This window comes from Pseudooceanicola profundi (genome assembly GCF_050897955.1).
In the GTDB taxonomy this organism is placed as follows: Bacteria; Pseudomonadota; Alphaproteobacteria; order Rhodobacterales; family Rhodobacteraceae; genus Pseudooceanicola.
In genome coordinates this window covers 1-13,591 of the sequence record NZ_JBPAXZ010000002.1, presented here as the reverse complement: position 1 = coordinate 13,591, position 13,591 = coordinate 1, and the positions used below count along the sequence as shown (strand labels likewise).

10 protein-coding genes are annotated in these 13,591 nt (G+C 64.0%); 3 read left to right on the top strand and 7 right to left on the bottom strand.

The features are described from left to right. Positions 1-23: 23 nt before the first annotated feature. On the top strand, positions 24-1,010 hold the full coding sequence (locus tag ACRARG_RS17015; protein ID WP_432691404.1) for a TRAP transporter substrate-binding protein: 987 nt from the start codon (positions 24-26) through the stop codon (positions 1,008-1,010). A gap of 196 nt (positions 1,011-1,206) precedes the next feature. Here ACRARG_RS17015 and ACRARG_RS17010 read toward each other — a convergent pair whose 3' ends face one another. Next, positions 1,207-2,691, bottom strand: a complete 1,485-nt coding sequence (locus ACRARG_RS17010; protein WP_432691403.1) for a caspase family protein — start codon at positions 2,689-2,691, stop codon at positions 1,207-1,209. Between the two features lie 94 nt (positions 2,692-2,785). Continuing rightward, the gene (locus ACRARG_RS17005; RefSeq protein WP_432691402.1) at positions 2,786-3,655 is read right to left on the bottom strand and encodes a M15 family metallopeptidase; all 870 of its coding nucleotides are present in this window, start codon (positions 3,653-3,655) and stop codon (positions 2,786-2,788) included. Positions 3,656-3,834: 179 nt separating this feature from the next. Between ACRARG_RS17005 and ACRARG_RS17000 the strand changes: the two genes are divergently transcribed. Together ACRARG_RS17000 and ACRARG_RS16995 are read left to right on the top strand one after the other, a co-directional pair. Beyond that, complete coding sequence (locus ACRARG_RS17000; RefSeq protein WP_432691401.1) at positions 3,835-4,404, top strand: OmpA family protein; 570 nt, start codon at positions 3,835-3,837, stop codon at positions 4,402-4,404. A gap of 28 nt (positions 4,405-4,432) precedes the next feature. Then, a complete protein-coding gene (locus tag ACRARG_RS16995) occupies positions 4,433-6,586 on the top strand; it encodes a serine/threonine-protein kinase (RefSeq protein WP_432691400.1) in 2,154 nt (717 codons plus the stop codon). A gap of 8 nt (positions 6,587-6,594) precedes the next feature. Here ACRARG_RS16995 and ACRARG_RS16990 read toward each other — a convergent pair whose 3' ends face one another. From ACRARG_RS16990 to tssK, 5 genes are all read right to left on the bottom strand, one after another. Then, on the bottom strand, positions 6,595-7,314 hold the full coding sequence (locus ACRARG_RS16990) for a PP2C family protein-serine/threonine phosphatase (protein ID WP_432691399.1): 720 nt from the start codon (positions 7,312-7,314) through the stop codon (positions 6,595-6,597). After that, positions 7,311-7,961 (bottom strand): type VI secretion system-associated protein TagF, encoded by a 651-nt coding sequence (gene tagF, locus ACRARG_RS16985; protein WP_432691398.1) that lies wholly within the window; start codon positions 7,959-7,961, stop codon positions 7,311-7,313. Before tagF ends, ACRARG_RS16990 begins: the two co-directional genes overlap by 4 nt. Then, on the bottom strand, positions 7,962-11,543 hold the full coding sequence (tssM, locus tag ACRARG_RS16980; protein WP_432691397.1) for a type VI secretion system membrane subunit TssM: 3,582 nt from the start codon (positions 11,541-11,543) through the stop codon (positions 7,962-7,964). After that, the gene (gene tssL / locus ACRARG_RS16975; protein WP_432691396.1) at positions 11,543-12,928 is read right to left on the bottom strand and encodes a type VI secretion system protein TssL, long form; all 1,386 of its coding nucleotides are present in this window, start codon (positions 12,926-12,928) and stop codon (positions 11,543-11,545) included. Before tssL ends, tssM begins: the two co-directional genes overlap by 1 nt. A 10-nt stretch (positions 12,929-12,938) precedes the next feature. Then, a partial coding sequence (gene tssK / locus ACRARG_RS16970) for a type VI secretion system baseplate subunit TssK (RefSeq protein ID WP_432691395.1) occupies positions 12,939-13,591 on the bottom strand: 653 nt, incomplete at its 5' end.

The following is a 13,591-nucleotide window of genomic DNA, read 5'->3' as shown; positions in this document are numbered from 1 at the left end:
GCAAACACTTAAGGGAGGACAAAATGTTCACACGGAGACAGACCCTCGCCACATTGGCGGGGACAGCCAGCGCAGCCGCGCTTGGCCTGCCGGCGCTTGCCGCGGGGGCCAAAGAACTCAAGATCGGCCATGGCCATACGGAATCGCATAGTTTCCACATGGCGATGGAACAGTTCTCGGCCCTTCTGGAGGAGAAGGCACCGGGCGCGTTCAACGTCTCGCTTTACGCCAACTCGCAGCTTGGCAATGAACGCGAGATGCAGGAACAGCTGACCTTCGGGACGCTGGAAATGACAGTGACCGGGGTGCTTGGCATTTACGAGCCGATGCTGGCCCTGCTGGAACTGCCCTTCCTCTTTCCCGACCGCGATGCCGTGCGCAAGGCACATGACAGCGAGGCGGTGGCCGGGCTCGTCTCGACCCTGCCCGGCAAGGGGCTGCGCCTGATCGGGTTCGTGGAAAACGGCTTCCGCAATATCACCAATAATGTGAAGCCGATCATGACCCCAGCGGATGTCGCGGGCCTGAAGATCCGCACGCCGGAGAACCCCGCCCAGATCGAAACCTTCAAGGCCCTGGGCGCACAGCCGACGCCCATGCCCTTCTCCGAGCTCTACGCGGCGCTAAAGCAGGGCGTTGTCGACGGTCAGGAGAACCCTCTGCAGAACATCTATGACGGCAAGCTGCACGAGGTTCAGAAGCACCTCGCCCTCACCGGGCATATCTACAATTCCGCCTATACCGTGATTTCCGAGAGCTTCTACGCCGGGCTGGAGCCGGAGCTTCAGGCCGCCGTCACGGCCGCCGCGACCGAAGCCGGGAACTGGCAGATGGACATGCTGGCCAACAAGGATGCAGAGCTGCTCGCCACGCTGAAGGAGGCTGGCATAGAGGTGACGGAACCCGACAAGGCGGCCTTCCTTGAGGCAACCGCACCGGCCTATGACATTTTCTATGCCAAATACGGCGACGACGCGAAAACCTTCGTGGCGGCTATGAAGGAACTCTGACCTCCGTCACTCAAATCTACGAACCGGCCGACGTCCTGTTCGGCCGGTCTTGGCAAAACCAACTCTTTGACTTTGGCGCATGGTGTTCCGAACCGACCATGTCTGAAGAACTGAAACCTCGTGATACCTGCAAGCCTAGCCCTGGCAGGCAACCTGCCGCCTGATCGAGGGTCAACGAAACATCTGGCCTAGTGCGTCAGCCCGCCGCGCCAAAAGCCCGTCGCAGGCCGCGTTGCGTTCCGGGACCAAAATCGCCGTCGATCGCGCCCGTGTAGAAGTTGAAACTGCGCAGCTTTTCCTGCAGCGCCCGGCGCGTCGTGGCCTTGAACATGGTCGGCCGGTTGGCCAGCAGCTCCATCACATCCTGGCTGCCCGAGCGGAGCGCATCGTAGAGATACCGCGCAGCATCTTCGGGACCCTTGCCCGAGACGACGCCATCATCGATCAGCGCGGCAAAGTTGAACATCGCCTCCGGATGGCGCTGATTGGCGGCGCGTTCGAAATATGTCATGGCCGTGGCTTCGTCCCGCTGGAGCCCGAGCCCACCCTGATAATACAGAAACCCAAGGTCGTTGAGCGCATCCGCAAATTCCTGATCCGCAGCCTGTTGGAACAATTCCAGCGCACGGGCCTGATCCTGACCGACGCCCAGCCCCTTTTCGTACAGTTTGGCAAGTTCGAACTGCGCTTCCGGTGACCCGGCTTCGGCGGCGCGCTGCAGGTATTGGACGGCCGAGTCGGGATCGAAACGATCCGCTTCTGGATTAAGCCGGATATAGGCCAGACCCAGCATCGACCTTGTATCGCCGGTATCGGCCAGCGCGGCGAGTTGCAGTTCCTGTTCCGGGCGCAGTTGAGACCACGCCGCGCGCCGCCCGTCTTCGGTATCTTCGGCCAGCGCATTGTCCCCGTTCAGGTAAAACGGAATGCCGGAGAGCGACCCGTAGGTATAGGGCTCCTGCAGGTTTGCGGTCTGCTCCAGAACCTGGTCGCGGACCTGCCGGAACATCAGAGAGATCTCCAGCCCCGGCTTGCTGATCCGGTCGGACAGCGCGATGGCAAAGGGGCTGTTGGCGCCGGAGCCGTCCAGCGCAACCTGACCGTCGCGCGCGGCAAAGGCCACCAGCGTACCGCGATCGGGGTCCGCAGGTGCCAGCCCGCCGCCACCGCGGGTCTGCGGCCCGCCGGTCTGCGCCTCGGCCACGGCGGTTTCAACCTTGTCCAGCGCATCCCCAAATGGGTTGTCGCGGCAGGAATCGAGAATGACGATCCGCATTTTCCGCGCCTTGTCGACGGCGGCCAGCAGATCGTCCAGAGACACGGCCTGGCGCTGGACATCCCTGTTAGAGCTCACCTCCGCATCCGAGGGGATCAGGAAATTCTGGCCTTCGACCTCCACCCCGTGCCCGGCAAAATAGACCATGGCCAGATCGGCAGTTTCAGCCCGGAAGGCAAAGGCATCGATGGCGTCGCGCATCTGTTCGCCGGTCGGGTCGATGGCCGTTTCGACCTCAAAGCCGATACGGCGGAGCGAGTCCGATATGAGCCTGGCATCGTTGACCGTATTGTCGAGCGCGGGAATGCTGGAATATTCCGCCACGCCAAAGACCAGAGCGACCCGGTCGGCGGCCTGGGCCGTGGTTGCGGCGACAATCATGAAGAGCGGTATCAAAAAACGCATGCGCGAGATCCGGAAAAAGGGGCGGTGCAATTCCTGACAGACTACTCCCCCGTTGCGTTGCGATCAAACCCCGTTGCAGGAAAACACGCCGGGCTCAGATCCGGCCCTCCTCGCGCCATTCCTGAAGCTTTTCGCGGCTCACCTCGAAATGCATGCTGTCTTCCCGGCGGAAGCCTGCCCCCCAGATCCAGCCCTCTTCCCGGAAGAAATCGGCCAGAATGGTCAGGCCAAGCTGGGTTTTGCCGTCGGTGAAATTGTCGAGCTGCCCGTCGATATTCAGGTCAATTGCCGTGCCGAAGGAATGCGAGGACAGGCTGGCCGAGGTCCCCCTGATCCGCCGCACACAGAGCGATCCGGAGGTGTTGATCCGGTCATACAGGTCCTGATCGGCCCGGCGCACGTTTTCAAACACGGTTCTGAGCGACTCGACCACCGGGCGCAGCATGTTCACCTTGACCGGCCCGACATCGGCGATCTCAAGCATCTCGCGCAGGCGGGGATTTTCCATCGCTTCGCAATTATCCGACAGCACCTGGCGCGGCCGCCCCAGCAGACCTTCGAGAAAGCTCGGCGTGGCGGTGGTGAGCGACCTGTTCACCCCGGTCCGGTTGGCAATCAGAACAACCTGCGCATAGGCATCCACAATCGCATTCGGGCCGCTGCGTGGCAAAGCCTGACCCGGATCGGCCGGAACCAGAGAGGCGGGCCCCCGGCTGACCGAAGACTGCAGCTGATCGATCCGCTTCGATTGTTCCGCGATAAGGTCCTGCAAAGCCTCGATCTGTTGCCGCAGCACCTCGATTTCGATCCGGGCGGAACTGTCGACGGCCGTGCCGCTGGTGTCGGTAATATCGAAGACCGCGCCGCCGCTGCCCGATCGGGGCATGAACTGGATGGCCGCGAAAACGGCCAGCGCGAGCAGAATGACCGCAATTGCACCGATGATGATGGGCACCGGCCGCATCTTGCTCTTCTCCGAATATTCAGCGGTCTGTCGACCTGCTTGAAAGGACTGTTATGGAAGGTGCGGTACGGCAGGACAATCTGTCAACGCCCCGGAGCGGTCAAATGTGTTGTCGTGATCTGGGCAGTGAGGTAGTGTTCGGGCAGGTTTTCAATAAGATATTATGAACGGAGGCTCTCATGTACGCTCTCTGCCTGGCCCGCTCCCTCGCTCTTGCCGCGCTGATGGCTGGCGCGCCTGTCGTCGCAGTTGCACAATCCTCCGACGCCTCCACGCTCAGCCAGGAAGAACTGATGCAGCGGTTCCAGCGGCAGAAAACCCGTGGGCTGCTGCTTGCACCGAAACCCGGAACGGAAACCGAGACCGCCGAAACCACTCAGACGGCCGAGACGACTTATGTTCAGGTTGACCCGCAGGATCAGGTGAATATCCGGATCAGTTTCGATTTCGACAGCGCCGCGCTGCGGGATGACGAAAAGCCCAAGCTGACAACCCTGTGCGACGCCATGAAGGCGATGGACGGTCAGGTGTTCCGGATCGTGGGGCATACCGATTCCGCCGGCTCCGCCAGCTATAATGAAAACCTGTCCAAGCTGCGCGCGGAAGAGGTCAAACGCTTCATGGTCGGCTCCTGCGGGATCGCGGCAGAGATGTTGCAGACCGTGGGCGCCGGCGAAAGCTTTCCGGTCAATGAAGCCGACCCGCGGGCCGATGAAAATCGCCGCGTTGAATTCCAGGCGCTGAGCTGACCGTCGCGGACGGGCGCGGCCGTTTCCGATGAGCGGAGGGCATTTCAACCCCGGCGATCTGCTGAACAACACCTATCGCATCGACAAGCTTCTTGGTCGTGGCGGGGTGTCCGAAGTCTATCTTGCCACATCCGACATTTCCGGCCGGCAGGTTGCCGTCAAGGTTCTCAAACCCGAATTTGCCGCGAATGCCGACTACCTCGTTCTCATGACGCGCGAGGAAGACGTGCGCGAGATCCGCGACCCCGCGGTGGTGCGCTATTTCGACAACCAGCGGACCGCCGACGGTCTGGTCTATCTGGTGATGGACTTTATCGACGGGCCCGGGCTGGATGCCCGCCTGAAAGACGGCGCCATGCCCGCAGAAGAGGTTCTGGTTCTGGCCCGGCGGGTCCTTCAGGGCCTGCGGGCGGCACATGACCACCGGATCGTGCACCGTGACCTGTCGCCCGACAATATCATCCTGAGGGGGAGCGACCCTGCCGAGGCGGTGATCATCGATTTCGGCATCGCCAAGGACACCAAGCCAGAGGCGGAAACCATCGTCGGCGGAGAGTTCGCCGGAAAATATGCCTATGCGGCGCCGGAACAGCTGGACGGTCAGGCCGACGCGCGGTCCGATATCTACGCGCTTGGCATGGTTCTTCTGGCCGCAGCGCGCGGCAAGGCGCCGGATTTCGGGACCTCGCCCGGCGAGGTGGTCCGCCGCAAAGCCGCCCCTGTGGATACGGCGGGCCTGCCGGAGCCGCTGAAGACCCTGATCGACAGAATGACCACTCCGGATCCGGAGGACCGCCTGCAGAGCGCGGAGGCGGTTCTGGCGCTTCTGGACGGGGAGGCTCCGCAGGAACATCCGGAGCTGGCGGATGCCACGATCATCGCCCCGCCCCCGGCCCGGACTGTGACCGAACCGCCTGCCCCCACACCGCCTGCGGCGTCCAGGGCAGACGCGGCGCCTGCCACGCCCGATAAGCCGGCGCGCCGGTCCATGATCCCGCTGGTGCTGGGTCTGGTGGCCCTGCTGGCCATTGCCGGGGCCGGGGCCTGGTTCGGCGGGCTGCTGGGCCCCAGCCTGCCCTTTGCCGACCGCTATGTCCTTCATGCGACCAAAACCGCCGATGGCGGACCGACAGCTGATGGCGTCCTGCCGGACGAGGACGCGCTGTCTGCCCTGGTCGGCATGCTGGACCGCGCCGGTGGCGACAGCACGGTGACGCTTGCCCGCGGGGATATCCCGGACAACTGGGGCGCCCTGTCGGTCGATGCGGTCGGCGCGGCGCTGGAGCTGGACAGCTTCACCCTCTCAATCGCGCCTGAAGGGGTCGAAATCGAAGGACGTGCGCCGGATGCCGCCACCCGCGACAGGGTGACGGCGGCGCTGACCGCGCTGCCGGCGACCATCACCCGGAACGACATTCAGGTCGGCCCGCTGATGCTGCCTGCGGCGCGGCTTGAGCCCGTGCTGCAGGCGCATGCAGACTGCGGCCCGCTCTCTCTGCTTGACCCGCCCGCCGCCGGCTACGGCCCGCAGGATCCGATCACGGTCACCGGGCGGCTTGCCACTGTCGGCAGCCGGATTGACCTCTTCGATGCTCTGGGCACTGTGGCAGGGCAACGCCCGGTCGATCTGAGCGTCGACATGCTCAACCCCGTGCTCTGCACGATCGAAGCCGCGCTTCCGCAGGCCGACAGCGGCGGTTTCGGCGTTCAGTTCGGGTTTGGCAACCGGCCGGACAAGAACCCGGACGGGCGCTATTTCACCGGCGAGAACCCGGTCATCGATGTCATCGTCCCGGACGATGTGACGGATGGGTTCCTGTGGGTCTCCATCGTCGATGTCACGGGCAATGTCTTTCACCTCCTGCCCAATATCAACCGCCCGGACAATTCCATCGCCAGCCTGCGGGAAGAGGCCGGGGTATCAGGGCCGATGCCGGTGCGTGTCGCCTATTCTCTTGAGGAGGCCGACGGCGCCCGCCGGCTGGGCTTTACGGTGGATGACAGCACGCTGGGCAAAAGCAAGGTCGTGGTCATCCATTCCGACGGGCCGATCTTTCCAGAACTGCGCCCGACGACAGAATCCGTCGAAGGCTACGCCGCCGAGCTGGAGGCGCGCGCCGGTCTGGCCGAGGCCGGCATCCGGTCGCTGGACAGTGCCACGCTGGTCACCGCCAAGCCCTGATCGCCGGGCTACAGGACATCCACCACGATGATGGAGATATTGTCGGCGCCGCCGGACTCCAGCGCGCCCTCCAGCAGCCGGTCGGCCAGATCGTCGATCCGCAGGCCGTCGGCAAGCCGGTGCAGATCCGCCGCGCGCGCATATTTCGTCAGCCCGTCTGAACACAGAAGGAACCGGTCGCCCGACCGCAGATCCCCCCGGACCTTGTCCAGCTCCAGCTCTTCGCCCACACCGACAGCCCGCAGGATTTCATTGGATCGCGGGTGCGCCTCTGCCTCGTCCCAGCTGATCCGGCCGGCCTCGACCAGGGTGGCCACGAAACTGTGGTCGGTGGTCAGCATCTCCAGCATATGATCGCGGAGCCGGTAAATCCGGCTGTCCCCGGCCCAGAACGCAGCAAAATGGCCCTCCGTCAGGACAAGTGCGGCGACGGTGGCGCCAATGGTCGCAGCCCTCTGCACCGCCTCGGCACGGACCATGTCATGTGCGCGTGCGATGGCCGCCCGCAGCGCATCGACCGTTTCCTGCGGGGTCAGCCCCAGAGGGATAGTGGCCAGTTCGCCGGTCACGGTCTGGCTGGCGTAGTCACCGCCTTCATGCCCGCCCATGCCGTCAGAAACCGCCCAGATCCCCTGATCGGGCAGCGCGATCACACTGTCCTCATTGACCTTGCGCACCCGTCCGACATGCGTGCGCGCAACATATCTGAGACGGTCGGCAGGGATCATGCGACCGACCCCGTCCAGATATCCGCCAGCGGATCGAACAGGGCGGCGAAACCGGCAAGATCCGGCAGACCGGCGGTTTTCATCAGCCGGGCCTCGCCGTCGATCTGGCTGGACCACAAAGCGGCCTCCTGATCCCCTCCCCCGCGCCCGACGGCCAGAACCGGCAACAGCGCTCCCGAACCACGGACAAGAACGGCATCGGACCCGCCGCTTATCACCGGCGGATCGCCCGGCGCGAGGTCTTTCAGGCGCGCTTCCAGCTGATCCAGAGAGGCGCCATCCTCAAGCGTTTCAAGCGCAGCATCCTCCAGTTGGCGGAACACCGGGTCAGCGGCAAGATGCGTGGCCAGCCCCTGCCCCTGTGCCGGACCGGCAAGGGTCAGTGGAAACTCCCGCCCCACCCGGTCGACGGAGGGCATGATAACGCCCATCACGGGCGCTGGACCGATCAGCCCAGCCGGTAGATGAAACCGCCAGATCGGGGCGGAAAAGTACAGCGCCCGCCAGCGTGCGCCGAGCCTGTCCTGCGCTGCGGGCAGACGATCCTGCAACCAGCTGTCCCAGTGGCTGCAGAATTCCGGCGTCAGCCCCCGTTTCAGGAAATCTCCCATGCCCGAGATTTTTCCGAATATTCCGAAAGTCGCCATTCAGAAGGACTTCGGACAGGAAAAATTGGCGAGGGCCGGCAGGGCGAAGGGGTCATTCACAGTGCTCGACTGCATCTGGAAAATGGCGATGCGTCCGCCCACGCGGAAAATGATCCGTTTTCGGTCAGAGGCATTGGTCCGCCGGACTTCGGCCGCATCCAGCAGGCGGAACCAGGCCCAGGGTCCGTCCCGGCTGAGGCTGCTTTCCGACCCGTTTGACGCCGGGCTGAAAGCGATCCGCGCCAGACCGACCGATCCGGGCCATGTCACCGCAACAGGCCGGGGCTGTCCGCTGCCCTGCTGGAAAGCAATCTCGGTGCCGTCGATCTCCAGCGATATCGCCTTGGCGTTTGGGTCCAGCGCTTCGGGCGTCATCTGGAAATTCACGCCCATCCCACCGCTGGCAAAGAAGGCATCCCGGATCACTGCCGCATTTTCGATCTGCGTCAGAACCGCCTGGCTGATACCCAGATCCGTGCCGTTCACGGTTTTCCATGTCCAGGGTCTGGTGCTGGTGTTCACAAAATCCGCCAGATGTTCATCGAAGAAGGCGGCGATCATGCCGCCAGGCCCAAAGAGTTTGGCAAAATCCTGAACCGCCGCATCCGCCCTGGCGCGTCGGTTGAAGGGATAGGCGTCACCGGTGACTTGGGTGCAGAAGGGCAGAACCGCGCTCTGCCATTCGGCATTGATCCCGGCGCGCGTCCCGCCTGCCGCAATCCCGGAGGAGCCGACCGCCACCTGCTGGCTCCAACGCTGCATCGGTCCCTCGATCCGCGCGGCCTCCTGCTGGAACGCGGCCAGCGCGGTGCTCTGCGTCGCCGAGGATCCGATCCCACCGGCAAAATTGAGCTTGTTAAGCTCCTGATAGACCTGCGTCAGGGATTCCAGCAGGCGATCCAGCTGAGAGGGCTGCCCCTCCTGCCGGGCCACCAGATCCTGCAGCCAGGCGAACCGCTCCTCGACATATTCGCCGGGCTCCTGGAAATCTTCACCGCTGGCACTGGCAGCCGCACGCATCGCTTCGAGGATGACACCGCGTCGTCCCGTCAGCAAAGCCCCCTGAAACTGCGTCTGGTTTTCCTGAAGCGACTCGGCGCCGGCTTCGGCACGGCCCTCCGCCTCAGAGCTGCGCGGCTCGGAAAGATGGGTCTCTTCTGCGACGGCCTCCAGCACTTTGGCCAGGGGCGAGGTCGGGCCGCTCAGGACATTGGTGATTTCGACCGCGTGGCTGAGGCTTTCCAGGGGCACAACATCCAAATCGCCCAGCAGCTTGTCATAGCGGGAAATGTAGTCGTTGTAATAGAGATCGAATACGTCGCGACTGATGGCCGCGAGCGTGGTCTCGCTCTGCGCGGCCTCATTGGCCGGTCCCAGAACCCAGGCGTCCCGCTGGATCCGTTGGGCAACGCTCAGCGCCTCGCTCAGAAAGACGTCGTGGAATCCGGAACGTGTGAAAATGCCCTCGATCCCTTCAGAGAGCGCCTGCCCGGAAGAGCGGACCATGGACCGCCCGATCGCCGGCCCGCCGATATCGCTGAGCCGGAATTCCGGCAGCGCGGTGGCGGCGGGGCTTTTCAGAATACCGTTATAAACACGTTGAGCCTGCGGCATCTCGCTGAGAATGGTCTGGACGTGATCCACCAGATCGCCGTTCAGCTCGACCTGGGTCATGGGCTGCGACAGCAATGTGTCCAGATGGCTCTCCAGATCAGCCCGAAGCCCGGCCCGCGTCGGCCCCGGAAAGGCCAGCGACCAGTCGAGCGTCATCCATTCCCGGATCAGATCGGGGTTGAGCGGCCCCGCCTGACCCAGCATGAGATAGACTTTCAGCGCTTCGAACAGAACGTCGGAATTGTTCACATTCCCCGTCAGCTGATCTTCCAGCCGCAGCAGAAGGCGCGGCAGGAAATGCCGGTTCAGGGCTTCCCGATAGGCCTGGCCGGCGGATGAGCCCAGCACGTTGCCCTGATAGAGACCCCAGCCCAGCCCGTCGGGCACATCATCGGCCGCGACCTGCTGCGCTACCGGCATGTCTCGCAGAATATTCAGCGCGGGCAGGACCGATGGCAGATCGCTGTCGGCCACGGGGTTTCCCGGGATATCGGCCGCCGCAGCGCGGTAGGCCCCGATATCCTCCGACACCTCTGCGGCCAGGGCCCGGTTGCCGAAATAGCTGCGCAGCCAGAAACTGCCCAGCCCAACCGCCACCAGGATGGTTGCTGCCACCGCCGCGCGACGGGTCCACCGGAACCGGCGGGCCACCTTGTCATCTGCTGACACAAGCCCGGATTCCCGGAAAATCACGTTCTGAAACAGACCCGTCAGGAAGTAAGACCGCCCGGAGCCGCGGCCACTGCCAAGCGCCTGCCGGCCAAGGCCAAAGGTCCGCGCCATGCCAACAAGCAGACGGTCGACCGGAGTGCCTTCCTGCGTTCCCGAGGTGAAATAGACCCCGCGCAGGAGCTGCCGGTGTTCATAACGGCTTTCCTGGAAAAGCTCCGTCAGGAACGACCGCGCCGTCTGCCGCGCCGAGGCGAGCTGCATCGGAAAGCCCGCGATCAGGCTGCGGCGCTGCGGATCGGTCTCCGACTGCATCCGGTCGAGCGATTTTTCGTTCAGCCGCGCCAGAAGCGTCGAAAACTCCTGATCAAAGGCCGGGCCGACCTCGGGCGCCGTTTTGGTGGCCGTGTCCAGTGGATAGCTCCAGCCCCAGACCTGTCCGCGGTCGTTCTGGCCCAGGCTGTCGAAAAATTCGCTGAACCCGGCAACGAGATCGGCCTTGGTGAACAGGACATAGACCGGGAAGCGGACGCCAAGCTTTTCGCGCAGTTCATTCAGGCGCCGCCGGATCGCCTGCGCATGGGCCCGCTGCGTCACCTCGTCCTGCAAGGACAGGTCCGACAGCGAAATCGCCACCAGCGCGCCATTGATCGGCTGCCGCTTGCGATGACGTTTCAGAAGGTCAAGAAACCCGAGCCAGCCCGCATTATCAGCCGCCTTGTCGCTTTCCTGTGTGGTGTAGCGGCCGGCCGTGTCGATCAGAACCGCTTCGTCGGTAAACCACCAGTCGCAGTTGCGGGTGCCGCCAACGCCGCCAATGGCGGCGCGTCCGGTTTCTTCCGCCAGCGGGAAGTTCAGACCCGAATTCACGATGGCCGTGGTCTTGCCCGCGCCCGGCGGGCCGATCATCACATACCAGGGCAGTTCATAAAGCGATTTGCGGCCATGCTTGGATTTGCGTAGCCGCGCCAGAGCGGTCTTGAGCTTGCCCCGCATCTCGACCAGCTCTTCCGTCACCACGGCATCTTCGCCGGTGCCGGCCGGTTCGGGCGTCGCCACGATATCCTCGGTCAGCGCGGCATCGCGGCGTTCCCGCCGCAGCAGAACGATCAGGATCGTGACCAGCGCCGCGACCCAGATCAGCGCGATCCCGACGACTCGGCCAAAGACGCTTTCCAGCGGGCGGCTGTCACCGAAGCCGAGAAAGCCGCCCAGAAACCAGACCAGAGCCGTAAAGACCAGCGCCAGCATGACCGTGATGCCGACGCCCGATACCAATGCGCGGAGAATGCGTTTCATCAGCCCTGCTCCTGCTTGACCAGTACGATCTCGATCCGGCGGTTCACCGCCCGCCCCTCGCGCGTGTCGTTCGAGGCGATCGGTTCCTTGTCGGCCCGGCCTTCGGCCTTGAGCCGGGCCGGATCGTCTAGCTTTTCCGCGACCTGTGTCATGACCGATTCCGCCCGGGCCAGTGACAGATGCATATTGGAGGGGAACCGGGCCGAACGGATCGGCTGGTTGTCGGAATGGCCGACGATGATCACCGGCCCCTGAGTTTCGTTCAGGGCATCTGAGACACGTGCCAGAGCCGTATCGAATTCCGACTTCAGATCCGACGATCCGGACCCGAACATGCCGGCACCGGCCATGCGGACCGTAATCGTGGTCGCATCCTGAAAGACTGTGACAAGACCCTGCGCGATCTCTTCCTCAAGGAAGGAGGACACGCGCTTGAGCTCACTGTCGTCGGGGGGGCGGACAATCGGCGGCGGCGCGCGCCGTTCAAGCTCGACCGGGCCGGCAGGGTCCAGCGCATCAAACTGCCCGATCAGCTGTTCGGTCGGACCGTTCAGCGCCCAGGTCAGGCCACCGAACAGGCCGCCGCAAAGCAGAAGCGCCACCGCCAGCGCAATCCAGAGCGGTTTCCAGACCGACAGGCGGCGATGCGGGCTGTTCACGCCGCGCCAGTGCGGCGCCAGCTCTGCCTCTGTATCGCCCCGCTGGGCGCGGATGATCCGGGCCAGCCCGGCGCGGATTTCCAGATGACGCTCGGCGCCACGATCCTCGACCCGCAGCCGCCCCTCAAACCCGAGAGACAGGCACATGTAGAGAAATTCCAGCAGGTCGATATTGCGACCGGGATCCTGCTCCAGCCGAGCGAGAAGATCGTAGAACCTGTCCCCGCCCACGGTTTCGCGATGGAATGTCGCCACCATGGACTGCTGCCCCCAGACCGATGTCCCGCCCCAGGGCGTATTCAGAACAACGTCGTCGATCGTGGCGCAGATGGCATAGCGGGCGATACGGATGTTCTGCGGATCCGTGCCGGACTGAACGGCGCGCTTTTCGAACTCTCCCACCTCTTCGACGACGGACCGGCGCAGCGCATCGGGGTCGGCATGCTGCGCCCGGTTGCGGATCCGGCTGATCAGGGCAAAAAGAGTTGCCGCCGCCGCGGTCAGCGCATTGGTCCCGGTCATCCCGTCCGCCAGCGCCTCTCTATCGGTCGGAGGCGGCGCGGCCTGCGGCTGCGACGGCACACCAAACCCGGACCCGGAGGCAGCAGCACCGGTTGCCGGCGCCGGGCCCGGTGCCACAGACGCGCCGCGACGGCCACCCGGATTTGGCCTTATGACGGTGCGATCTGTGTCGCCCGGTTCGGCAAAGGGATCCTCGTCGGCCATCTAACCCTCCTCAGCCCCTGCGCACCGCCCAGAGTTCCATCTCCAGCCCCGGATAATCGCCGGACACATGCACGGCGATCCCGCCGGATGTGCTCATCTTTGCCCAGTAGGGGCTGGTCCCGCTGACCGAGAAATAGACGGAATTGGCGTTATAGGGCACCTGTCGTGGTGCAACCGGAAGCGGCGTCAGCTCTATCCCCGGCAGCGCCGAATTCACCAGCTGGCGGATTTCCTCGACCGGGCCGACCTTGGACTGCGCGGCAAAGTGGCGCCGGATCTTTTCCGCGGGCAGGTCCGCCGAAACCGACAGGAAAAAGTCGGCCGTGTTCAGCAGTTTGCGGTCGGCGATCACGCCAACGGAAATGCCGTATTTCCGCGGATCGAGCGGGATCGAAACCGCATTGGTCTCGATCGCGGCCGAGAGGTAGCGTCGCAGATCGCGCACCACGGGCTGAAAGCTCGAGGTCAGATCGTGGTGCTGGTAAGGCGGGTAGGCATTGGGTTCACGAGTGGGTTCGAGATAGGTCGCGAAATCCCCGGCCAGGGCCAGGCAGTCGCGATAGAAGTCAGCCGGGTGAACGTTTTCCATTGATTTGAGATGCCGCAGGACCGGCAGCGCACGGTTAATCGCCCCGAGTATCAGAACATCCTGAATTTCCGCGG